We start from the raw sequence: 24,372 nt of genomic DNA on the forward strand, positions 1-24,372 counted from the left end.
CATGCGCCGTAATGGTATTGATTCTCAAACAGAATTAAATTGCATTTACAATCTATACACTTTCCTTAAGGCTCTGGCTCAATGTTTTCAAGGCTGTCGGCTGTGAAGGGCGAGGTTTAATCGGTATGTTCTTTGTTACAAACGCGCAAAAAAAAGCCCCTCCGGCCAGACTGATGCGCAATCTGGCGGGAAGGGCGATGGAACTCATTGAAACCGCGGCCCCTGTAGGAGCGAGCTTGCTCGCGAAGAACGTATGAACACCGCGTTAAACCAGACTACCCGCGTTATCGTTGACGTCTTTCGCGAGCAAGCTCGCTCCTACAGGAGGAGGTTGTGTTGCTTCAGGCCACGAATTGCTCCGCGTAGTGGCAAGCCACCTGCCGGTTATCCAAAGGACGCAACAGCGGCTCTTCACTGCTGCAACGCGCCGTCGCATACGGGCAACGCTTGTGGAATGCGCAGCCAGGCGGCGGGTTCAGTGGGTTGGGCAGTTCGCCGACGATCTTGATCTTCGGCTTGCTCGGGTCCGGGTGAATGGTCGGCGTGGCCGACAGCAGCGCCTGGGTGTAGGGGTGCAGCGGGCGTGCGTAGATGTCTTCCTTGGGGCCCACTTCCACTGGGCGGCCGAGGTACATCACCATCACATCGTCAGCCACGTGCTGCACCACCGCCAGGTTGTGGGAGATGAACACGTAGGCGGTGTTGAATTCCTGCTGCAAATCCATGAACAGGTTGAGCACCTGCGCCTGGATCGACACGTCCAGTGCCGATGTCGGTTCGTCCGCCACCAGCACTTTGGGTTGCAGCATCATGGCGCGGGCCAACGCGATGCGCTGGCGCTGGCCGCCGGAGAACATGTGCGGGTAGCGCTGATAATGCTCAGGGCGCAGGCCCACTTGCTTCATCATCGCCTGCACTTTCTCGCGGCGTTCGGCGGCGGACAGGTTGGTGTTGATCAGCAGCGGTTCGGCCAGTTGATCACCGACTTTCTGGCGTGGGTTCAGCGAGGCATAGGGGCTCTGGAACACCATCTGCACGTCTTTGCGCAATTGCTTGCGCTGGGCCTTGTCGGCGCCGGCCACTTCTTGCCTGGCGATTTTCAACGAGCCCGACGAGGGCTCTTCAATCAGCGTGAGGGCGCGGGCCAGGGTGGATTTGCCACAGCCCGACTCGCCTACCACGGCGAGGGTTTTGCCGGCTTCCAGCTCAAAAGACACACCATTGAGGGCACGCACGGTGGCATGACCCTTGAACAGGCCGCGGGACACTTCGTAGTGACGGGTGAGGTCGCGGGCGGTAAGTACGACGGCCATTACGCCACCTCCTGGTTCAGCGGGTAGAAGCAGCGGGCAAGGCTGTGGCTTTTCGGATCAAGGCCCGGCCGCTGGGCGCGGCAGGAGTCCTGCACGTACGGGCAGCGCGGCGACAGCAGGCAACCCTGCGGACGGTCGTAGCGGCCGGGCACGATGCCCGGCAACGTGGCCAGGCGCGTTGCGCCGAGGCTGTGCTCGGGAATGGCCTTGAGCAACGCTTCGCTGTACGGGTGTGCCGGAATGTCGAACAGCTGCGGCACCTGGCCGACTTCCACCGCCTGGCCTGCGTACATCACGCACACGCGCTGGGCGGTTTCGGCAACCACCGCGAGGTCGTGAGTGATCAGCACCAGGCCCATGTTCTGCTCTTTTTGCAGGGCCAGCAGCAGTTCCATGATCTGCGCCTGGATGGTCACGTCCAACGCAGTGGTCGGTTCATCGGCAATCAGCAACTTGGGCTCACCGGCAATTGCCATGGCGATTGCCACGCGTTGGCTCATACCGCCGGACAATTGGTGCGGGTAGGCATCCATACGGCTGGCAGCGCCTGGGATCTCAACTTTTTCCAGCAGCTCGATAGCCCGCTTGCGCGCTTGTTTGCCGGACATTTTCAGGTGCAGGCGCAGCACTTCTTCGATCTGGAAACCCACGGTGTAACTGGGGTTCAACGCGGTCATCGGGTCCTGGAACACCATCGCCAGGTCTTTGCCGACAATCTGGCGGCGCTGGCGGTTGCTCAACTTGAGCATGTCCTTGCCGTCGAAGTTCAGGGCGTCGGCGGTGACGATGCCAGGGTGCTCGATCAGGCCCATCAGCGCCATCATGGTCACGGATTTACCCGAGCCCGACTCGCCAACGATCGCCAGGACTTCGCCTTTGTCGACCGAAATGTCGAGGCCATCGACCACCGGCACGGCGGTCTTGTCGCCGAAGCGCACGTTGAGATTCTTGATTTCTAACAGTGACATGGGAATCTCCTCAGGCGGCGTTCTTGAGTTTCGGGTCCAGCGCGTCGCGCAGGCCGTCACCCATCAAGTTGATTGCCAGCACGCTGAGCAAAATGGTCAAGCCAGGCAGGCTCACGACCCACCAGGCGCGTTCGATGTAGTCTCGGGCCGAAGCCAGCATGGTGCCCCACTCAGGGGTTGGCGGTTGTACGCCAAGGCCGAGGAAGCCCAGGGCCGCGGCATCGAGAATCGCCGAGGAAAAGCTCAAGGTCGCTTGTACGATCAGCGGCGCCATGCAGTTAGGCAGCACGGTGATGAACATCAGGCGTGGCAGGCCGGCGCCAGCGAGGCGGGCGGCAGTCACGTAGTCGCGGTTCAGTTCGCCCATCACGGCGGCGCGGGTCAGGCGCACATAGGATGGCAACGACACGATGGCGATGGCGATCACGGTGTTGATCAGGCCAGGGCCGAGGATGGCGACAATCGCCACGGCCAGCAGCAGCGATGGCAGGGCCAGCATGATGTCCATCAAGCGCATGATGGTCGGGCCGAGCAAGCGCGGGAAGAACCCAGCGAACAGGCCCAGCAGGATGCCCGGGATCAGCGACATCACCACCGACGACAAACCGATCAGCAACGACAGGCGCGAGCCCTGGATCAGGCGCGAGAGCAAGTCACGGCCCAGTTCGTCGGTGCCCAGCAGGAACTGCATCTGCCCGCCGTCCAGCCAGGCCGGTGGCGTGAGCAGGAAGTCACGGTATTGCTCGCTGGGGTTATGCGGTGCAACCCACGGGGCGAAGATCGCGCAGAACACGATCAGCAACATGAACAGCAGGCCGGCGACCGCGCCTTTGTTCTTGGAGAAGGCTTGCCAGAATTCTTTGTACGGGGACGGGTACAGCAGGCTCTGATCGACTGCTGACACTTGAGTAGGTGTGGTCATGGTCATGATCTCAGCGCTGGTGACGGATGCGTGGGTTGGCGAAGCCGTAGAGGATATCCACCACGAAGTTCACCAGGATCACCAGGCAGGCGATCAGCAGAATGCCGTTCTGCACCACCGGGTAGTCCCGCGCGCCAATGGCTTCGATCAGCCATTTGCCGATGCCGGGCCACGAGAAGATGGTTTCGGTCAGTACCGCACCGGCCAGCAGCGTGCCGACTTGCAGGCCGACCACGGTGAGCACCGGGATCAGTGCGTTACGCAGGCCGTGCACGAACACCACGCGGGCTGGCGACAGGCCCTTGGCCTTGGCGGTACGGATGTAGTCCTCACGCAGCACTTCGAGCATCGACGAACGGGTCATGCGCGCGATCACCGCCAGCGGGATGGTGCCGAGCACGATGGCCGGCAGGATCAGGTGGTGCAATGCATCCCAGAACGCGTCCGGCTCGTCGGCCAGCAGGGTGTCGATCAGCATGAAGCCGGTGCGCGGCTCGATGTCATAGAGCAGGTCGATACGCCCGGATACCGGGGTCCAGCCCAGGCTTACCGAGAAGAACATGATCAGGATCAGGCCCCACCAGAAGATCGGCATCGAATACCCCGCCAGGGAGATGCCCATCACCCCATGGTCGAACAGGGATCCTCGCTTGAGTGCCGCGATCACCCCGGCCAACAGGCCCAGGATACCGGCGAACAACAGCGCGGCCATGGACAGCTCCAGGGTCGCGGGGAAGAGAGCGGTGAATTCGGTCCACACGCTGGTGCGGGTGCGCAGCGATTCGCCAAGGTCGCCCTGGGCGAGCTTGCCGACATAGTCCAGGTATTGCGCATACAGCGGCTTGTTAAGGCCAAGGCGCTCCATTGCCTGTGCGTGCATTTCGGGGTCAACCCGTCGCTCGCCCATCATGACTTCTACGGGGTCGCCTGGAATCATGCGAATCAACGCAAAGGTCAGCAACGTGATGCCGAAGAACGTGGGGATCAATAACCCCAGTCGGCGGGCAATAAAACTAAACATCTTGGTGTGTACCTCAATCAGCCGGTTAGGCAGGTCCGGCACCGTCAGTGTCGACGGTGCCGAGCGTTTTTCTTATTACTTCACCTGGGTGGTGGCGAAGTTATTCGTACCCAGAGGGCTTTGGATGAAGCCTTCTACGTTCTTGCGCATGGCGGTGAACAGTTTCGGGTAAGCCATGGGAAGCCATGGTTGGTCTTTTTCGAAGACATCCTGTGCTTGTTCATAGAGCGCGGCCCGTAAGGCCGGTTCCTTTTCCGCACGAGCTTTGTCGATCAAGTCCTGAAACTCTTTGTTACACCAGCGGGCGTAGTTTTCGCCGTTTTTCGCCGCATCGCAACTCAGGTTCGGGGTGAGGAAGTTATCCGGGTCGCCGTTATCACCGACCCAGCCTGCCGACACCATGTCGTGCTCGCCGTTTTTAGCGCGTTTGAGCATTTCGCCCCATTCCATGACTTTGATATTGACCTTCAGGCCAACCTGCGCCAGATCCGCCTGCATACGCTGGGCGCCGAGCATCGGGTTAGGGTTTGTCGGGCCGCCGCCGTTACGGGTGAACAGCGTGAACTCGGTGCCTTCCGGCACGCCGGCTTCCTTGAGCAGGGCGCGCGCCTTATCCAGGTCGCGCGGTGGGTTTTTCAGCTTTTCACTGAAACCCAGCAAGGTCGGCGGATACGGGCCGGTGCCCACGACTGCATTGCCTTTGCCGAACAGCGCTTCGGTATAACCGGCCTTGTCGAACGCGATGTTGATCGCGTGACGTACTCGGGCATCGCTCATGTATTTGCGAGTGGTGTTCAATGCGGTGTAGCTGGTGGTCATCGCCGCCAGTTCATCGACCTTCAGGTTCGGGTCTTTCTTGATGCTTGGAATGTCATCCGGCTTGGGGAACAACGCGATCTGACATTCGTTGGCCTTGAGCTTTTGCAGGCGCACGTTGTTATCGGTGGTGATCGCCAGAATCAGCGGGTCGACCGCCGGCTTGCCGCGGAAGTAGTCCGGGTTGGCCTTGAAGCGCGCCTGGGCATCTTTCTGATAACGATTGAAGACGAATGGGCCAGTGCCGATAGGCTTGGCGTTGAGGTCTTCAGTTTTACCGGACTTGAGCAACTGGTCGGCGTATTCCTTCGAGTGGATTGAAGAGAATGCCATACCCAGGTCGGCCAGAAACGGAGCTTCCGGACGGGTCAAGGTAAAGACGACGGTGTGATCGTCGGTCTTTTCTACGCTCTTGAGCAGTTCCTTGAACCCCATGCTTTCGAAGTACGGGTAGCCCACGAGGGACTTGTTATGCCACGGGTGATTCGGGTCCAGCTGGCGCTGGAAGCTCCAAAGCACATCATCGGCATTCAGGTTGCGCGTGGGTTTGAAATAGTCGGTGGTGTGGAACTTGATGTCGTCACGCAGATGGAAGGTGTAGGTCAGGCCATCGGCGCTGATTTCCGGCAGGTCTTTGGCCAGGGCAGGGACCACTTCAGTGGTGCCGGGCTTGAAGTCCACCAGGCGGTTGAACATGGTTTCAGCGGCGGCGTCAGCAGTCACAGCAGTGGTGTACAGGACCGGGTCGAAACCTTCCGGGCTGGCTTCGGTGCAGACCACCAGCGGTTTGGCCGAAACGCCGATCGCCACGCTCAACAGCGCAGCGGCCATGGCGGCTTGTAGTGGGAGCATTTTCATTCAGAGCCCTCTGCAATCGATGGAGCCAGAAAAGCGTAGGCGGCGGGCTCGTCCTGAGCTCGCCGCCTGCCTGGCGCTAATTAAAGGATGTTGAACGGGATGGTGGTAACCAGACGGAACTCTTTGATGCTGCCATCGGACTGGAACTCGCTGCCACGGTGCTCAACATAGGTTGCGCGCACGGTGGTGGCTTTGAGTGGGCCGCTCTGCAGCGCGTAAGAGGCGCCTACACCGTATTCCTGGTGCTTCTCGCCGTCCTGGGACTGGATGCCGTCATAAGCAAACTTGGCCCGGCCATTGTTGCCGGTGTAGTGGGTACCGTCGATGCCCCAGCCGCGTGCCGAGTAAGCGTTGAACTTCAGGCCGGGTACGCCGTATTCAGCCATGTTGATGGCATAGGCGATCTGGAAGGATTTCTCGTTCGGGCCGTTGAAGTCAGACGTCAGGGAGTTGGCCAGGTAGATACCGTTGGTTTCGTGCAGGTAGTCGAAGTACTCGTTACCGTTCACTTGCTGGTAGCCGAAGGTCAGGCTGTGTGCCTGGTGAGTCAGGCCCAGGGAGAGGGAGAAGGTATCGTTGTCGATTTCCCCCATCTCTTTTTTGCCTTCATCGACAGTCTTGTAGTAGTTGAAGCCGGTGGTCAGGCCCAACTGCTGCGCGTCGCCCAGCTCGTGGGTGGCGCCGAAGTAGTACTGGTTCCAGAAGTCCTTCACGTTGGCGGCGAAGAAGCTGGTTTTCAGGCTTTTCAGCGGCTGGTAGTTCACACCCAGGGTCGACACTTTGTCGGTTTCTGCGCCATTGCCGTATTCGCTACGGAATTTCGACAGGCTCTGCTCGCTACGTGGCGAAACGCGGTCGAACACGCCGCCCTGGAACGACAGGTTGCTGAACTCTTCGCTGTTGAAGCTCACACCCTGGAAGCTCGAAGGCAGAGCACGGTTGCCGATAGTGTCGACGATGCCGCTGCTGAAGTTCTGGCGACCGGCGGTCAGTGTGGTGTTGGACACGCGGAATTGCACGTTGGCCAGGCCCAGTTTGCTCCACTGGTCTACGGCGTCACCGTTGGAGTCGGCCAGGGTACGGTTGGAGCCGCCTTTGATATCACGCTTGCTGCGATCCAGCACCAGGGCGTTGTACACCGCCACTTCAGTCTTGACCCCTACGGTGCCCTGGGTGAAACCCGAGCTGGCGTTGAGGATGGTGCCCTGCACCCAGTTGGTACGGTTGCGATCGGTCAGGGTCTGGCCGTGCTTCTGGTACGAGAAGGTGCCCCCACGGTATTTGCTTTCATGGGAGTACCAGTTACGCGTGGTGCCGCCCAGGCTGAAATCTTCGATAAAGCCTTTGGCCTCGCTTTGGGCGCTGGTGCCGGCCAGGGTGGTAGGAACGAAGTCCTGGCTTTGCGTTTCAGCGTAGGCGGTGGCCGTGATGCTGCTGATGGCCAAGGCCAGAAGCGCTTTGCTGCTCAGTTTCATGGGTGAAGCTCCTTTGGTTCTCTTTTTTAATGCCGGTCTTTTTGGGTGATCCGGCTATTGGGTGTGGAACTCGTTCAAGCTATTGCAAACGTTTGGCGTAGGAAATTTCCCAACAAAAGCCTGCACGTTTGCCGGGAAGCGTATTTCGCTTCCCGCCATCCGGTTATTTTCTTATGGGTTGATGCTGACGCCCGAGAACACGTTGCGGCCGAAGGGGCTTACCTTGAAGCCTTCGACTTTGGCGCTTAACGGCTGGTTTACCGTCGAGTGGGCGATGGGCGTGATCGGCACCTGCTGCTTGAGCAATTGCTGCGCCTGTTTGTACAGAACAGTCCTTTGTTCGCGGTCGGTCACGACCTTGGCTTGCTTGATCAGCTTGTCGTAGGCCGGGTCGCACCACATGGAGTAGTTGTTCCCGCCGATGGCGTCGCAGCTGTAGAGGGTGCCGAGCCAGTTGTCCGGGTCACCGTTGTCGCCGGTCCAGCCGATCAGGCTGACATCATGCTCACCGTTCTTGGTGCGCTTGATGTACTCGCCCCATTCATAGCTGACGATCTTGACCTTGAGGCCGATCTTGGCCCAGTCGTTCTGCAGCATTTCCGCCATCAGCTTGGCGTTGGGGTTGTACGGGCGTTGCACTGGCATGGCCCACAGGGTGATCTCGGTGCCTTCCTTGACCCCGGCGGCCTTGAGCAACTGCTTGGCTTTTTCCGGGTCGTAGGCGGCGTCCTTGATGCTGTCGTCGTAGGACCACTGCGTCGGCGGCATGGCGTTGACCGCCAGTTGCCCGGCGCCCTGGTACACAGCATTGAGGATGCTCTGCTTGTTCACCGCCATGTCCAGCGCCTGGCGTACTTCAAGCTGATCGAATGGCTTGTGGCGCACGTTGTAGGAGATATAGCCCAGGTTAAAGCCCGGCTTGGTCAGCAGTTGCAGGTTCGGGTCGGCCTTGAGGGCCTCGACATCGGCAGGGCGTGGATGCAAGGTCACCTGGCATTCGCCGGCCTTGAGCTTCTGTACGCGTACCGAGGCGTCGGTGTTGATGGCGAAGATCAGTTGGTCCAGCTTGACGCGGCTCGGGTCCCAGTACTGCTTGTTGCCCACGTAGCGGATCTGCGAGTCTTTCTGATAGCGCTGGAACACGAACGGGCCAGTGCCGATCGGCTTCTGGTTGATGTCGCTGGGCCGGCCTTGCTTGAGCAACTGCTCGGCGTATTCCGCCGAAAGGATCGCGGCAAAGCTCATGGCGATGTTCTGCACGAACGCGGCGTCGACCGTGTTCAGCGTCATCACCACGGTGTACGGGTCGGTTTTCTCGACCTTGGCGATGTTCTTGTTCAGGCTCATCCCGTTGAAGTACGGAAACTCGGTGGGGTAGGCCTTGCGGAACGGGTGTTCGGGGTCAAGCATGCGGTTGAAGGTGAACAGCACGTCGTCGGCGTTGAAGTCCCGTGTCGGCTTGAATTCCTTGTTGCTGTGGAACTTCACCCCTTCACGTAGGTGGAAGGTGTAGGTCAGGCCATCCGGGGAAATATCCCACTTGGTTGCCAGCCCAGGGACGACGTCGGTCGCGCCTTTTTCGAACTCCACCAAACGGTTATACAAAGGCTCCGCCGCATCGTTGTCGGTAGCGGTGGTGTATTGCGCAGTGTCAAACCCTGCCGGGCTGCCTTCGGAGCAGAACACCAGGCTCTTTTTCTCGGCGGCTTGGCCCATGGTGGCCATGGCCAGCAGGCTGGTGGCAAACAGAGCGGATACAACGGTGGTATGGCGCATGACGATCCCGGTCCTTGTTTGTAGTTATCAACAGCGAGCCTTCCTGCTGGCTTACAGCCAGGCAGACATCACTGATCCCACACACAGCAAGTGCCCTTCCCAGAGTGATGCCTCTGCTGTCCTACGACCTTATGGGGCGCTGACCTTGCAGTAAATGCGTCAATTCTGACTGACCTTGTAGGCAACGGAGGCACGGGTCGCAGTTCATTGCTGTAAGACGGCAACGCTTGCAAACGTAGTCTGTTTCCTAAGGTCCAGGCGGATGGAATAACGGCGACGTTATGAAACGTCGCCGTTATTGAACCTTACTTGCCGCTGACGCTAACGCCGTAGAAGGAATTCAAGCCAAACGGGCTGATCTTGAAGTCCTGCACGGTATTACGCATGGGTTGATACACCGTCGAGTGCGCGATAGGTGTCATCGGGACTGCATCTTTGAGGATATGTTGCGCCTGCTTATACAGCTCGGTGCGTTTGGCGACATCCGATGTGGCCTTGGCTTCTTTAACGATGCCGTCGAATTTCTTGTCGCACCATTTGGAGAAGTTGTTGCCCGACAGCGAGTCGCAGCCGAACAGCACGTTCAGCCAGTTGTCCGGGTCACCATTGTCGCCGCTCCAGCCAATGATCATGGCCTGGTTCTCGCCGCCTTTGGAGCGCTTGATGTACTCGCCCCACTCGTAGCTGACGATGTTGACCTTCAGGCCGATCTGTTTCCAGTCGTTCTGCAGCATCTCGGCCATCAATTTGGCGTTGGGGTTGTAGGGGCGCTGGACCGGCATGGCCCACAGGGTGATCTCGGTGCCTTCCTTGACGCCAGCGGCTTTGAGCAATTCCTTGGCCTTGGCAGGATCGTACTTGGCATCCTTGATGGTGGTGTCATAGGACCACTGGGTCGGCGGCATGGCGTTGACCGCCAGTTGGCCGGCACCCTGGTACACGGAGTCGATGATCTGCTGCTTGTTCACCGACATGTCCAGGGCTTCACGGACGCGCAGATCAGCCAGCGGGTTCGCGGCGGTCTGGCCCTTGAGTACTGGCATGACGTTATAGGCGATGTAGCCCAGGTTGAAACCGGCCTGGTGCGGCAGTTTCAGGTCCTTGTCCTCACCCAGCGCCTTGAGGTCGGCCGGACGTGGGAACAGGGTGATCTGGCATTCGTTTTTCTTGAGCTTCTGGATACGCACCGACGGGTCGGTGGTGATAGCGAAGATCAGGTTATCGATCTTCACGTCTTCAGGTTTCCAGTAGTCCTTGTTGCCGGTGTAGCGAATGTTCGAGTCTTTCTGGTAGCTCTTGAACACGAACGGGCCAGTGCCGACCGGCTTCTGGTTGATGTCGGCAGGCTTGCCTTCCTTCAACAACTGCGCAGCGTATTCGGCGGACTGGATCGAGGCGAAGCTCATGGCCAGGTTCTGGATGAACGCGGCGTCCACGGTGCCAAGGGTGAACTTGACGGTGTGGTCATCGATTTTTTCGATGTTCTTGATGTTGGTGTCCATCCCCATGTCCGTGAAGTACGGGAACTCGGTGGGGTAGGCCTTACGGAATGGATCGTCTTTATTGATCATCCGGTTGAAGGTGAACAGTACGTCGTCAGCCGAAAATTCACGAGTTGGCTTGAAATACGGGGTGGTATGGAACTTGACGCCTTCGCGAAGGTGGAAGGTGTACGTCAGGCCATCCGGGGACACGTCCCAGCTAGTGGCCAGGCCAGGAACGACGGCGGTGCCGCCACGTTCGAACTGGCTCAGGCGGTTGAACATGGTTTCGGCCGAGGCATCGAAGTCTGTTCCGGTGGTGTACTGGCCTGGATCAAAACCGGCCGGGCTCCCTTCGGAGCAGAACACCAGGTTAGTTGCCGCAAGGGCTACGGGGGCTGCGGCCATAAGGCCAGCGCTCACTAATAACGGAAGGACTGCGTGTTTAAGCATGTTGGCCTCATGATTTGTTGTCATTTTTGGTGGTGAGGGCGACCTCGTGAGTCGGCCTGCGGATACTTATGCAGGCGCCATACCCAATGCAAGATGCAGAGCGGTTGCAAAGGGAAAACTGTGGTACGAACGTACAGGAATGTCGCAATTATGAAAGTTTCGACACAAAAGTGCCTGTTTGGAGGGTTTTTTCGGTGCAAATGGCGCACCAAAAAAGCCCAGCCGAGGCGTCTAGCGCACTCGGTTGGGGCGCGGCTGTTACTTATCTAGACCCACACCGTAGAACGGCGTTAGCCCAAACGGGCTGATCTTGAAGTCACGCACTTGCTTGCGCATAGGCTGGAAAACCGTCGAGTTCGCAATAGGCGTTATAGGTACCTGTTCCTTAAGGATTTTCTGTGCCTGTTGATACCACTTGATGCGCTGCTCGCGGTCGCTGCTGAACTTGGCTTGCTGCACCAGCTTGTCATACGCCGGGTTACACCATTTGGCGTAGTTGCTGCCCTTGACCGCAGCACAACTGTAGAGCACGCCCAGCCAGTTATCGGGGTCGCCATTGTCGCCGGTCCAGCCATAAATCATTGCATCGTGTTCGCCATTTTTGGCGCGCTTGATGTATTCGCCCCACTCATAGCTGACGATGTTGGCCTTGATGCCGACCTTGGCCCAATCCTGTTGAATCATTTGTGCAGACATCCGCGCATTCGGATTTGAGGCGCGTTGTACGGTCATTGCCCACAGGTTGATGGTGGTACCTGGTGCAACCCCTGCTTCTTTTAGTAGCAACCTTGCCTTGGTCGGGTCGTAGGGGGCGTCCTGGATTTTCGGGTCATAAGACCACTGCGCGGGAGGTAGTGCGTTCTGCGCCAATTGCCCGGCGCCCTGGTACACGGCCTTGATGATTGCGGGCTTGTCGATGGCCATGTCCAGTGCCTGGCGAACCTTGAGTTGATCCAGCGGCGGGTGAGTCACGTTATAGGCCAGGAAGCCCAGGTTGAAGCCCGCTTGTTGCAGTACGCGCAGGTTGGGGTCTTGCTTCATCACCTCGATATCGGCGGGGCGCGGGTAACCGCTGACCTGGCATTCGCCCGCCTTGAGTTTCTGCAGGCGCGCGGCGGCGTCCGGGGTGATGGCGAACACCAGGTTATCGAGCTTCACATCCTCGGGCTTCCAATACTGTTTATTGGCCACATAACGGATCTGCGAGTCTTTCTGGTAGCGCTTGAACACAAACGGCCCGGTGCCGACCGGTTGCTGGTTGATCTGCTCCGCCTTGCCTTGTTTCAACAACTGGGTGGCGTATTCGGCCGATTGCACAGAGGCGAAGCTCATGGCCAGGTTTTGCACGAACGAAGCATCGACCGTGTTCAGGTTGAACCGCACGCTGCGCTCGTCGAGTTTTTCGACGTTCTTGATCGTGGTGTTCAAGCCCATGTCTGTTAAGTAGGGCGACTCTGAGGGGTAGGCCTTGCGAAACGGGCTGTCGGCATCGAGCAGGCGATTAAAAGTGAACAGCACGTCATCGGCGTTGAAGTCACGAGTCGGGGTGAAGAAGTCGGTGGTATGGAACTTGACGCCTTCACGCAGGTGAAAGGTGTAGGTCAGGCCATCCTTGGAAACATCCCAACTGGTGGCCAGGCCAGGTTCGACTTCGGTACCGCCGCGCTTGAACTGGGTCAGGCGGTTGAACACGGTTTCGGCGGACGCATCGAAATCGGTGCCGCTGGTGTACTGGCTGGGGTCGAAGCCGGCGGGGCTGGCTTCGGAGCAGTAGACCAGGGTGGTGGCTGCCTGGGTCATTGGTATAAAGGCCAGAAGGCTTGCGGCGAGGAGCAGTGGCTTGACGGCGATTTTTTCCATGGAGACCCCTGAGGCGGCGGGCATCTTAAAGCAGCCCAAACAAAAACGGCGGTCACCGAGGTTACCGCCGTTCAGCTGGCTTAGGTAGGGGATACCTTTATGCGGGGGATACCTCTATACGGGTGGGAGCCGATTTATCGATTGTAACGGGCGGGCCGTCTATTTCATTACTTTCACGAAGGGTGAAAGTCCGAGTGGCTGTTATGTTCACGTCATCGACGAGGGTGGACTCACCTCTAACATCATATTTCAGGTGCCATTGGGTGACTATTGTGACCTCGGTCTCATTTTTTAGAGGGTTGTAGTCGATGAAGTACTGCCGGTCGCCAACGCTGCTGCTATAGCCGTCTTTCACTCGCGGAGGTTGCAATTCAAACCACGCAGGAGCGGAAGAACCTTGATGAGCAACCTCTGAAATTGCCGCTCGCATGTCAGGATTGGGCACGGTGCGCTCAAATGTATCGATCCCGTCCCTTACCAGACCCTCACGAATTGACCCTTCTAAGTTATCTGGGATGGTCATTCCTGCTAGCTGCCGGGGTATGTTGATCTCAACGTTCTCCAGGCCAGGGCGTCTTATTGTGTAAGGGTCTCGGTCGATGTCTTTGATAAAGTATTCGGAGTAATTGCTGCTACCAAACGAGGAGGGGGAGGCTGTTTCCGATGCAAGTACGGTGAAATCCGCGCTGTCTGCTGTCCAGGAAAAGACAGGACGATTTTCTAAAATACCGTTATTTTCCCTGAAAGTGACGCCATATTTATAGTTCGCTTGCTCTTCAACGTTGAAATACTTGTCGAATAGGTCAGCGCCTTTCATTTTGGTGCCGTCTAACTCAATAAAATTATCCGATACATGTGCGGGCGTTTTTAAATCGTTACTGGGTGTCGGGGACTCAGGACGTTGCCACGGCCACGGCCATTTTATCCCGCCATCACCCGGTGCCCGCGCCCACTCTCCGTTACGCCCGGGTGTGATGACCATCAGCCCCGCGCCGTTATCGGGGTTGATGACTCTGGCAAATGCATCACCGGTCCGGTAACGCCCCGATATCTCAAATACCTTGCTCGCCCCCGTCTCGTCGGTAAGGCGCACTAACTGGCGCAGCACTCCCTGGCTGTCGGTTACTCGATAAACACCCAACGCGTCGCGAGGCGCGTTCTTTATCAGCTGTTCACCCTCCGGGACGGCATATTGCGCCATTGGAATGAGTGAACGGGATCTGGGGAGTGGGGCGTTAACGGAGTCGCTAACCACAGGGATGCCTGTGGACGTCCCAGGTTGTGGTTCGCGAGCGTTTGCCCTGGGGAGAGGCTGGGGCTTAAGGCGCGGCAGTTCTTTTTCTGCGGGCAGTGCAAAAGGGTCTTCCGGCACAGCACTGGCACCGTAGGAAAACACTGTATTGAGTAAGCCATCGAACGCTTTGGAGGCGCCCTCATCCCGCTCTGTCACGGTGTCGCCAGACGAGGTTTTTTCTGCCCCTAGCGCCACCTCGGTCAACCCGGCCGCCACCGCTGCGGCGGCTACGGGCGCGGCGATGGGCGCGAGTTTGACCAGCAGGCCGGCGGCTACGGTGATGTCGTTCAGCCACGTATCGCGAATCACCTCGCTGTCGGACTTGATGACTACATCGGCGTCACTGTTCATCCGTTCTTTGGCGGCCGTCGCCAATGTGGAAAAAACGTCGTCTTTAATGGCAGCGTGGCTGCGGTCAATCGCTGACCCCTTCAACTCACCACTGGCCATTTTCGCCAAGAGGGTGTCCAGGCCATCCTTCTTTTCGCCCACATGGGTGAACCACAGAATGGGCATCAGTACTTTTGCCGCGCGTTCAGCAAAGCTCTTGGTCTGGTCCTGGCGATAGATCATCGGGAAGTGAGCCGCCAGTGCTTCGCGTTTTGCAGGGTCCTTGGCTTGCTCGAGCAGCCACTGATCCAGCTTCTCAATAGAATCAAAGCGCAAGAATGCGGGTTCGGCGCCCGGTATATAGAGCACTTGCCGGCCACCGTCCGCAGCGCTGAATCTCACTATATCGCTGGACGTAACCCCGTGGAGGCTCAGGGCATGCGCTTGAACGTTGCCGTTTGCCGGTGCTTTGGCCTTGAGTTGTTCCACGGTGATCGGGGCGTTTTCATCGAGCGTAAGGTTGGACACAGCACCCATCACCAAACGGTAGTCGTCACGGGTGAACTGGTGCTCGGGCGCTTGCAAGGAACGTTCAAGAGGGGGTCTGCTCTCGGCGCTTTTCAATTGCTTGCGGGCCTGGAAGATGAATTCACCTTTGATCGTCGTCTCATACTCGTCGTTATGCGTGCTCCAGAAGTGGTCAATCTTCTGGGTCATTTGGGTCTGAAAGTCGGTTTTCCAGCTTTCATGCATCACTTGGGACGGCTTGAGGTCGATTTGATTGTGTTTGCCGTAGCCGCCTTTTTCGCTTTGCCCAGCAGGCTGGGTATATAGCCCCGCTTCCAGGTCCAGGTTGCCGGGCACCCAGTCGTGCTCGGAGAAGTTCTTCAGCAAGGCGTCGGGCAAGCGCAGCGAAGACCAGGGTTCTTGAAAGGTGTGTTCCCAGCCGGTCGCCGTGTCTGCGCTTTCGCCACCTTTGAAACGGTTCAAGTACACGGTGTCGGAGTCGATAGGTTTGCCCGTGAGTTTGAGCAGCAGGTCATCCGCCCACTTTTTGGCCTCTGCCCGCGTATTGGGCAGGTTGTCGGCGACGTCAACGGCCAGGCGCTTGTAAGCCAAGGCTTGTGGTGCGGTGCTGTAGTAGTTGGCGGCGTTGTGTTTTTGCACCTGCAGCGCCTGTGGCGAGCGGCTGCTGGCAGGGCGCAGGCGGTCATCGGCGGGGATAGGATCGAAGGTGTCTTTGTGTTCCAGGTGCCTTATTTGTGTTCGAGCCTGTGACAGCTTTTGGGGAAGGGGCACACCTTCAAAGTTGGCCACCACTTTTGCGCTGACCTTGATGGAGTCCTTGCCCAGCCTCACACGTAAATCACCGTTATTTCCAGGGGCGATAATCTTTGCGGCGTCCAGCAATGGTCCTGAAATTTGTCCCCAGCCTGATGAATCCGAGAGATGGAAGGTTTTAGTTTTGCCCTCGACCTTGGCGGACAAGGTACCTGTAGACGGGTTGATTGAAAGCAAGGTGTCCGGGGCGAAGTGTTGTTCCTGCAGCCAGCCTTGTACCACGGCGTTTTCCAAATGCATGCGATACAGCCCAAGCCACTGGCCCAGAGTGCTCTGGGGCGGCACGGTTATAAGCCCGGCATTGCCGTGTAACACCTTACGTTGTGCGGCCTCGAGATAGGCCTTGAGCAGTGCTGTTTCGTCGGGTTGGGCGGTTTTTGCAGTGGGCGGTGTCGCCTGCGCTTGAATGGCCGACGTCGGTTTGGCGACTACGAGTGGCAGCGATAACCTGTGGGTTGAGTTGAGTGACAGGGACATATATTCGGCTCTCATTGTATGAATAAATGCCAGCACATCCCTCCCTGGTAGCTATGGCAGTAATGAGTCGTGGAAGCCGGGCACTTGATTCCTGCGAGATGTACTGCTGGATATGACGTGGCGCTAACGCGCAAAAAAAAGGCGCAAGCCCCGTGGGGTTGCGCCGTGGTCCTGTCTAAAAAAGTTACTGTAAAACTTCGATCACGCCGTCGGCGCTCATGTTGACCTGGCTGGTGCCGGCTTCCACTTCAGGCGTCGGTGCTGAATCGGCCATGGCGGCTTTCATCATCATGCCGCCATTGCGGGCGTAGGGCATCGGGTAGCCATTAGTGTTGAAGTTCAGGTTGACGATCTTGTAGCCCTTGCCACCGAGTGCATCGGTAGCCAGTTGCGCACGCGCCTTGAATGCAGCCACGGCATCTTTGAGCAGCGCATCTTCGCTGGCCTTGCGCGTGGCATCGGCGATGGCGAAGTCCATGCTGTCCATCTTCAGAGTGTTGAGCAGCTCGCCGGTAAGTTTGGACAGTGCCGGGAAGTCCGCGCTTTCCATACGCAGTTCTGCACGTTCACGCCAGCCAGTGATCTTCTGGTTCTTGCTGTCGTAGATCGGGTAGCTGTTGCGGCTGCCCTGGCGCAAGGTCACGCCTTTGACTTCGCGAGCCTGGCCCAGCGCCTGGTTCAGGGTGGTGGTGATTTCGGCCGCGAGCTTGGCCGGGTCGGCGTTTTGCGATTCGGTGTAAAGGGTGACGATCATCTTGTCGCGGGCCACTTCCTGGCTGACTTCGGCGCGCAGGGAGATCTGGTTGTAATTCAGTGCATCGGCGGCCATAGCCGGCAGGCTGGCCAGGGCGCTGGCGCTGAGGGTGAGAACAACTGCACTGCGAGTGAAACGAGACATGGAAGCTCCTGGGGATATTCGTGTTCGGTAAGACTGTAGACGTAGCCTTGGGGTTCGTCGGGTTTACCCAATACAAATAAATTTCAGCGTGGCGTGCGCTACCCTCACGCCACGCGAGGACCCTGTTACAGGGTGGCCCCTTTTGGAGTAAACGTCACAGGCTTGTAGCTGAAATTCCACCATTTGAACGGGTGATCGAAAATCGAATACGGGTTGGTCTTCACCGGCTTGAATTCTTTACCCGAAACGCCATCGTCGGGACTGGGATGATCGAAGGTTACAGGGGGTTTGCCACTTTCGTAGATTGTCTGGTTATCTCCCAGGATCTCTTCGGGCGAGTACCTGGCAGTCAGTTCACCTACATAGCCTTTCACTGGGCGTCCGGTGAGCCGCTGAAATTGAGCGGCGAAGGAGTTCTCGCCCTGCGCCCCGGAGTAACAGCTCAGAATGCGAATATTGTCATAGCTCTCCGGGAAGATGCCATTGCGCTTGAGCGTGTTGTACAACCCCTGCGGGGTGTGTTTGCCACCTTTGTAATAAATATGGGTGCCATCGCCATGGCCAATGATGTTGAGGCGATGCTCCAGGCCATTTTTATTCATGTCGGTGAAAATGTGCAGGTTGTCTTCGACTTTGACCAGGTTATCCTTGGTGCCCGTGAGGGTGACCAACTTACCGTCCGTCGACAGTGTTTCGGAGACCGGCGCCACAGGTTCCGATTCGGGGAGTAAGGAGGCAAAGTTATTGTCGACGTTAAGGTCGACCGAGGGCTTGCCCGGATGGGCATCAGTCACTGGCTGCCCAACAGGGCGTTGCGAACTGGCCGAGGCCCCTTCTTCCACCACTGTACCGGCCTGGGACACCAGGCGTGTGGCTACAGGCAGCGCGGCATTGAGCACGCCAAAAATCAAATGACCGACGCCGCCGGGTTTGCCCTTGGCCAAATCGTCGGCGCCAATGCCTGCTTCGGTGATACCCGAGGCGATGTACAGCCCATCCAACGCCAAAGCCACTTCGGGCACGGCGATGGCCACCGGGGCAAAGAGCATCGCGATCATGGCTGCCTTGCTGAGACCCGACAGGATATTGGCTTTGGTGACGTCGGCATCGGAGGTGATCTGCGACTTGGCGTCGTCGAACGACCGATCGTATTGGCGTTGGCCGATCTGTTGAAAGACATCGGCGGTGGCGTCGATATCAGGGCCGGTATTTGAACGCCCGGTGGCGTTGAAGCGCTGGAGGCTCAAGGTCGTTGCAGGAGGCCAGGTACGGTGGTGCGCATATTTGGGCCACACGGCCATCCCTTTGAGCATTTCACGCACGCCGCTTTTGAACGGGCCGCTGTTCAAGTCCTTGAAGGTGAAGTGTCCTTCCAGTGCCTTGAGTTTTTCCGGGTCTGCGGCCTGGCTCGCCAACCACTGCTTCATTTGCTCTACGCTGTCAAAAGCGTGGATTGGCGAAGAGTTGCCCGGGATGACCAGCAGTGTGCGGTTGATCGGTTTGCCATCGGCACCCTGGCGGGTGTTTTTGTCGGTGATCACCATCAGGTCGGTGGATTTGTATTGCCCTACGCTCAACAGGCCTACGTCTAGTCCAGGATCGGGCCGCGTCGGGCGTGTGAGGTCGTTGAACAGCGTATCGGCCCAGGCCAGGGTGTTGCCAGGCAGCCCCGCTGCGCGCAGGACCAGTTGTTTGTCTTCCTGCGTCAGGCTGCCCTCCTGATGTTGCGAGTGTGCAGCTTTGACGAGTGCCGCCTTGGCCACAATAGGGTATTGACGGTCGTGCTTGTCCCAGAAGTCGTTAAGGAACTCGATGTAGGGGCGCTGGAAGTCGGTGGCCCAGACTTGCTCCTTGAAGTCCTTTGGCGACACTGACAGCTGGGTTGAAGGCGCATAGACCTGCGGGGTGCCGGGCGTGGAGGCGGTATAAATGCCTTGGTAGGTGTGGGTAATGTGGGCCGACTCGCGATTGGGGTTGAATCGGTCGGCGACGTCGAATACGCCTGGTGCAATATGGGGCAGGTGATCGACCAGCCTCACTGCTGGGCCGCCGGCATAATGAGGAACCAGCGCCCCCCTTCCTTCGGGCGTAGTCTGGCTGTTTTTTACCAGGGCGTCCGTCAGTGTAATCTGTTCGACCAGCTTGGCCGGGTAGGGCGGCTTGCCGGTAGTGTTGTAGTTGAACGTCGTCAGATACGTTCTGTCCGGGTCGATGTCCAGGTTCCACTTGTCCTTGAACAGTTGCTTGACCGTCTGCGCGGCATCTTGCGTTACCGACTTGAAGGCCAAGGCCAGGTTCTCGGCATTGCTGGCGCTGTCGATATTGATCCCCACATCCACGGGTACAATTGTTTTGTCATGGGCTCCCACCGTCTTGCCGGGATCGTGGTTCACGCTGACGAGTTCGTAACCGTCACCACCGTTATTGGATAAATCCCTGCGCACGCTTTCCACGAGGTATTGCTCGTTGTTTGGGCTCTGGTCTATCGCACGTCGCTGGCGGCTAAGAGTGGCACCTGATGGCGGTTCAGCGGTGTAGGGCCTTTGAGTGGGGAGTGCGTTATTCATCTGCATGAAAGCGTTCCTGAGTGGCGAGGCATGATGATGCCCATCGGTGGGCGGTAGGCCTCTGGGTGGTCCGATGCTCACCTTGGTTCCTGTAAGTAATGCGCCAAATTATGTGGGCAGGAGAAGGTCGCGCTGTGGCGGTTTGCCGCATAAGCCCTGCCGTCCTCGTGTCTTGGTTATACTCGGTGCGATATACCTGCAGCGCTCATCAGGAGAGCTCATGCTCGCCGCCGTAAAACTGACTTCCGCCACCCGCCAGAACCTTTGGCGCCTGACGTTCATTCGCACCCTGGTATTGGCCGCACAGGCCGGTTCCGTCGGGCTTGCCTATTGGTTCGACCTGTTGCCGCTGCCCTGGCTGCAATTGGCCGTGACCCTGGGGTTCTCCACCGTATTGTGTGTGTTCACCGCCATTCGACTGCGCACCACTTGGCCTGTGACCGAGCTGGAATACGCCCTGCAACTGGCCTGCGACCTGTTTATCCACAGCGTGTTGCTGTACTTCTCCGGTGGTTCTACCAACCCCTTCGTCTCCTACTATCTGGTGCCTTTGACCATCGCTGCCGTCACCCTGCCGTGGCGCTATTCGGTGGTGCTGTCGGGCATTGCGCTGACGCTGTACACCCTGCTGTTGGCGCAGTTCTACCCCTTGCAGACATTCCCCATCGCCCGGGAAAACCTGCAGATCTACGGGATGTGGTTGAGCTTCGCTCTGTCTGCGGCAGTCATTACCTTCTTTGCCGCGCGCATGGCCGAAGAATTGCGCCGCCAGGAAGAACTGCGCGCCATTCGCCGTGAAGAGGGCCTGCGTGACCAGCAACTGCTGGCCGTTGCCACCCAGGCCGCTGGCGCCGCCCATGAGTTGGGCACGCCGCTGGCGACCATGAGCGTGCTGCTCAAGGAAATGACCCAGGACCATCACGACCCGGCCCTGCAAGATGATTTGAGCGTACTGCAGGAGCAGGTCAAGCAGTGCAAGTTGACACTCCAGCAACTGGTGCGCGCCGCCGAAGCCAACCGCCGTCTGGCGGTCGAAATGCAAGACGTCACCCAGTGGCTCGATGAGGCGCTCAACCGCTGGCACCTGATGCGCCCCGAAGCCAGTTACCGTTTCAACCTGTTGGGCCAAGGCAGCGTACCGCGCATGGCGCCACCGCCGGACTTGACCCAGGCGCTGCTCAACTTGCTGAACAATGCAGCCGACGCCTGCCCTGAAGGCCTCGGGGTGCAGTTGGACTGGGACGCGGAAAACGTCACCATCAGCATTCGTGACCACGGCGCGGGCGTGCCACTGGCCATTGCCGAGCAAATCGGCAAACCCTTCTTTACCACCAAGGGCAAAGGCTTCGGCCTGGGCCTGTTTTTGAGCAAGGCCAGCGTGACCCGCGCGGGCGGCTCAGTGAAGCTCTATAGTCATGAGGAAGGTGGCACGCTCACCGAGCTGCGCCTGCCCCGTGTCGCACGAGGAGATATCGATGAGTGACGAGATCCAAGTCGAAGGCGAAGAACTGCCGCACCTGTTGCTGGTAGATGACGACGCGACCTTTACCCGCGTGATGGCGCGCGCCATGAGCCGGCGCGGTTTTCGCGTCAGCACCGCAGGTTCTGCTGAAGAGGGCCTGACCATCGCCCAGGCCGACCTGCCGGACTACGCCTCCCTCGACCTTAAAATGGACGGCGACTCGGGCCTGGTGCTGCTGCCAAAGCTGCTGGAACTCGACCCGGAAATGCGCGTGGTGATCCTCACCGGTTACTCCAGCATCGCCACCGCCGTCGAGGCGATCAAGCGCGGCGCCTGCAATTACCTGTGCAAACCCGCGGATGCCGACGACGTGCTGGCCGCCTTGCTGTCCGAGCATGCCGACCTCGACACCCTGGTGCCGGAAAATCCGATGTCGGTGGACCGCCTGCAGTGGGAACACATCCAGCGCGTGTTGACCGAACACGAAGGCAACATCTCCGCCACCGCCCGCGCCCTGGGCATGCACCGCCGCACGCTGCAACGCAAGTTGCAGAAGCGCCCGGTACGACGCTGAACGGCGACTGAACAACTCGCTTCAGGCTGCACGGACGCACGAACCGATCACCTATGATCGGTTCAAACGCCTGTGACTTTTTCCTACCGAGCCTGAACGATGAATCAGAATGCTGAATATCGCGCGGTCAACGACGCGGTGCGTGGGCAATTCTTCCGCCGAACCTGGGCGATGATCACACCCTATTGGCGCAGTGAAGAGAAGGGCAGGGCCTGGCTGCTGCTGGCCGCAGTGATTGGCCTGTCGCTTTTCAGCGTGGCGATCTCCGTGTGGATCAACCACTGGTACAAAGACTTCTACAACGCCCTGGAGAAGAAAGACACCGCGGCCTTCTGGCAACTGATCGGCTATTTCGGCGGGATTGCGGCGGTGGCGATACTCGGCGCGGTGTACCGCCTTTACCTGACCCAGATGCTGACAATCCGCTGGCGCGCCTGGCTCACCGAAAAACACTTCAGCCGTTGGCTGGCCCACAAGAATTATTACCAGCTGGAGCAGGGCGGCTACACCGATAACCCGGACCAGCGGATTTCCGAAGACCTTAACAACTTCACCTCCGGTACCTTGAGCCTGGGCCTTGGGTTGCTGCGTAACGTGGTCAGCCTGGTGTCATTCTCGATCATCCTGTGGGGCGTCTCGGGTAGCATCGAAGTGTTCGGCGTCACCATCCCCGGTTACATGTTCTGGTGTGCACTGCTGTACGCCGCTGTGGGAAGTTGGCTGACGCACTTGATCGGCCGGCGCTTGATCGGCCTGAGCAACCAACAGCAACGCTTCGAAGCGGACCTGCGTTTTTCCATGGTGCGGGTGCGTGAGAATGCCGAAAGTATTGCCCTGTACAACGGCGAGCCGAATGAAAGGCAACGCCTGAGTTCGCGCTTCGGCAAGGTCTGGCAGAACTTCTGGGACATCATGAAAGTGTCAAAGCGCCTGACCTTTTTCACCGCTGGCTACAGCCAGATCGCGATCATCTTCCCCTTTATCGTCGCCGCGCCGCGCTACTTCACCGGCAAGATCGAGCTGGGCGAGCTGATGCAAATCAACTCGGCGTTCGGCAACGTGCAAGAGAACTTCAGCTGGTTTATCAACGCCTATTCGGAGCTGGCGACATGGCGCGCCACCAGCGACCGTCTGCTGAGTTTCCAGCAGGCCATGAGCGACAACGAGCAACGCACGCCGGCGATCGACGTGCGCCCTGAAGGCGAGCGCCTGGTGATCAAGGACCTGGGTATGGACCTGGCCGACGGCCGCCATTTGCTCACCGACGCCGACATGACCGTGGAGCCTGGCCAGCGCGTTATGCTCAGCGGGCGTTCCGGCAGCGGCAAGAGCACTTTGCTGCGGGCGATGGGGCATCTGTGGCCCGCCGGTCATGGCAGCATTCGCTTGCCGGCGACGCGCTACCTGTTCCTGCCGCAAAAGCCTTACCTGCCGATTGGTACGCTCAAGGCCGTGTTGAGTTATCCACAGGACGACAGCGTCTATTCACCAGAACGTTATGCACAGGTGCTGGAAACCTGTCGCCTGCCCCATCTGGTCAGCCGCCTGGATGAAGCCAACCACTGGCAACGCATGCTCTCGCCCGGCGAGCAACAGCGCCTGGCCTTTGCCCGCGCGTTGTTGTTTGCACCGCGATGGCTGTACATGGACGAAGCGACCTCGGCCATGGATGAAGAAGACGAGGCAACCTTGTACCAGGCGTTGATCGATCAATTGCCGGGGTTGAGCATCGTCAGCGTCGGCCACCGCAGCAGCCTCAAGCGTTTCCATGGGCGGCATGTGCGCATCGACGGTGGGCGGTTGCAGGAACAACAACTCACTTGAGTGCCTGCTCGCTCAATGTGGGAGCCGGGCTTGCCCGCGATGGCGGAGTGCCTGAGGCAGGTGTGTCAACGGGCACACCGCTATCGCAGGCAAGCCAGCTCCCACAGGGGCATGGTGTTGTCTGATGGTTCAGGCACCCAACAAAAAGCCCGGCAGATCATCGATCAGCCGGGCTTTTTGTTGCTCGAAGATGACTTACTTCTTCAAGCCGTAATGCTCATCCAACATGCCTGGAGCGTTCGGCGTCTTTGGCGCGTAGTCCCGTGGTGGCTCCTGGTTTTCCCGAGGCGGGGTCAGGCGTTCCCGTGGGGTTTGCGGTGCATCGGAATGCAGCGCGGCCAGCAGGCGCTGGCGGGTGATGTCGTCGAGGGCCAGGCGGTTAGCGCCATCGGCGAGGTGATCCTGTACTTCCTGGTAGCTCTGGGTGAGCTTCTTGACCAGGGTCGCGGTGCTGTTGAAGTGGGTAACAACCTCGTTCTGATAACTGTCAAAACGTTCCTGAATGTCATCCAGCTGACGCTGCGTGCGGTTAGGCGCGGCATTCGGCAGCAGGCGGGCAACCAGGAAACCAATGGCGACACCGGCAACCAGGGCAAGAGTCGGCAACAACCAAACTAAGAGCGAGTGTTCCACGAGTCCTTCCTCTATAAACGGCTTTGCTT

Annotated in this window: 16 protein-coding genes; 3 read left to right on the forward strand and 13 right to left on the reverse strand. The window is 58.7% G+C overall.

Annotated features, from left to right (window positions below; all coding sequences use genetic code 11):
- Positions 1–341 precede the first annotated feature (341 nt).
- The 12 genes from GIW79_RS01920 to GIW79_RS01975 all read right to left on the reverse strand — a co-directional run bounded on the left by GIW79_RS01920 (position 342) and on the right by GIW79_RS01975 (position 19,856).
- Positions 342–1,313 (reverse strand): peptide ABC transporter ATP-binding protein, encoded by a 972-nt coding sequence (locus GIW79_RS01920; RefSeq protein WP_236452319.1) that lies wholly within the window; start codon positions 1,311–1,313, stop codon positions 342–344.
- Positions 1,313–2,281, reverse strand: coding sequence for an ABC transporter ATP-binding protein (locus GIW79_RS01925; protein WP_034126279.1), 969 nt, complete (start codon positions 2,279–2,281; stop codon positions 1,313–1,315). Before GIW79_RS01925 ends, GIW79_RS01920 begins: the two co-directional genes overlap by 1 nt.
- Before the next feature lie 10 nt (positions 2,282–2,291).
- Positions 2,292–3,203 carry an ABC transporter permease subunit gene (locus tag GIW79_RS01930; protein ID WP_236452314.1) on the reverse strand — a complete coding sequence of 304 codons (912 nt, stop codon included), beginning with the start codon at positions 3,201–3,203 and terminating at the stop codon, positions 2,292–2,294.
- Between the two features lie 10 nt (positions 3,204–3,213).
- Positions 3,214–4,224 (reverse strand): ABC transporter permease subunit, encoded by a 1,011-nt coding sequence (locus GIW79_RS01935; protein WP_003171721.1) that lies wholly within the window; start codon positions 4,222–4,224, stop codon positions 3,214–3,216.
- Between the two features lie 75 nt (positions 4,225–4,299).
- Complete coding sequence (locus GIW79_RS01940) at positions 4,300–5,898, reverse strand: ABC transporter substrate-binding protein (protein WP_034126280.1); 1,599 nt, start codon at positions 5,896–5,898, stop codon at positions 4,300–4,302.
- A gap of 80 nt (positions 5,899–5,978) precedes the next feature.
- Positions 5,979–7,373, reverse strand: a complete 1,395-nt coding sequence (locus tag GIW79_RS01945) for an OprD family outer membrane porin (protein WP_003188488.1) — start codon at positions 7,371–7,373, stop codon at positions 5,979–5,981.
- A gap of 171 nt (positions 7,374–7,544) precedes the next feature.
- Positions 7,545–9,098, reverse strand: coding sequence for an ABC transporter substrate-binding protein (locus tag GIW79_RS01950; protein WP_371920470.1), 1,554 nt, complete (start codon positions 9,096–9,098; stop codon positions 7,545–7,547).
- A gap of 356 nt (positions 9,099–9,454) precedes the next feature.
- Positions 9,455–11,083 (reverse strand): ABC transporter substrate-binding protein, encoded by a 1,629-nt coding sequence (locus tag GIW79_RS01955; protein ID WP_034126282.1) that lies wholly within the window; start codon positions 11,081–11,083, stop codon positions 9,455–9,457.
- A gap of 258 nt (positions 11,084–11,341) precedes the next feature.
- Entirely contained in the window at positions 11,342–12,943 is a 1,602-nt protein-coding gene (locus GIW79_RS01960; protein ID WP_236452312.1) for an ABC transporter substrate-binding protein, read from the reverse strand.
- A gap of 97 nt (positions 12,944–13,040) precedes the next feature.
- Positions 13,041–16,385, reverse strand: coding sequence for a dermonecrotic toxin domain-containing protein (locus GIW79_RS01965; protein WP_057976840.1), 3,345 nt, complete (start codon positions 16,383–16,385; stop codon positions 13,041–13,043).
- A gap of 184 nt (positions 16,386–16,569) precedes the next feature.
- Positions 16,570–17,283 (reverse strand): SIMPL domain-containing protein, encoded by a 714-nt coding sequence (locus tag GIW79_RS01970; RefSeq protein ID WP_034126285.1) that lies wholly within the window; start codon positions 17,281–17,283, stop codon positions 16,570–16,572.
- A gap of 125 nt (positions 17,284–17,408) precedes the next feature.
- Entirely contained in the window at positions 17,409–19,856 is a 2,448-nt protein-coding gene (locus GIW79_RS01975) for a dermonecrotic toxin domain-containing protein (protein ID WP_125919866.1), read from the reverse strand.
- Between the two features lie 214 nt (positions 19,857–20,070).
- On the opposite strand from GIW79_RS01975, the gene GIW79_RS01980 reads away from it, so the two are divergent.
- From GIW79_RS01980 to GIW79_RS01990, 3 genes are all read left to right on the forward strand, one after another.
- Positions 20,071–21,333: an ATP-binding protein gene (locus tag GIW79_RS01980; protein ID WP_003188495.1), complete on the forward strand. Its 1,263-nt coding sequence runs from the start codon at positions 20,071–20,073 to the stop codon at positions 21,331–21,333.
- Positions 21,326–21,886 carry a response regulator transcription factor gene (locus GIW79_RS01985; protein ID WP_236452310.1) on the forward strand — a complete coding sequence of 187 codons (561 nt, stop codon included), beginning with the start codon at positions 21,326–21,328 and terminating at the stop codon, positions 21,884–21,886. Before GIW79_RS01980 ends, GIW79_RS01985 begins: the two co-directional genes overlap by 8 nt.
- Positions 21,887–21,985: 99 nt before the next feature.
- Entirely contained in the window at positions 21,986–23,710 is a 1,725-nt protein-coding gene (locus tag GIW79_RS01990) for an ABC transporter ATP-binding protein/permease (protein WP_057976845.1), read from the forward strand.
- A gap of 195 nt (positions 23,711–23,905) precedes the next feature.
- On the opposite strand, the gene GIW79_RS01995 is transcribed toward GIW79_RS01990, so the two are convergent.
- Entirely contained in the window at positions 23,906–24,343 is a 438-nt protein-coding gene (locus GIW79_RS01995) for a YhcB family protein (protein WP_003171734.1), read from the reverse strand.
- Between the last annotated feature and the right edge of the window lie 29 nt (positions 24,344–24,372).

This window comes from Pseudomonas sp. PA-7-1E (assembly GCF_021605325.1).
GTDB classification, from domain to species: domain Bacteria; phylum Pseudomonadota; class Gammaproteobacteria; order Pseudomonadales; family Pseudomonadaceae; genus Aquipseudomonas; species Aquipseudomonas fluorescens_BV.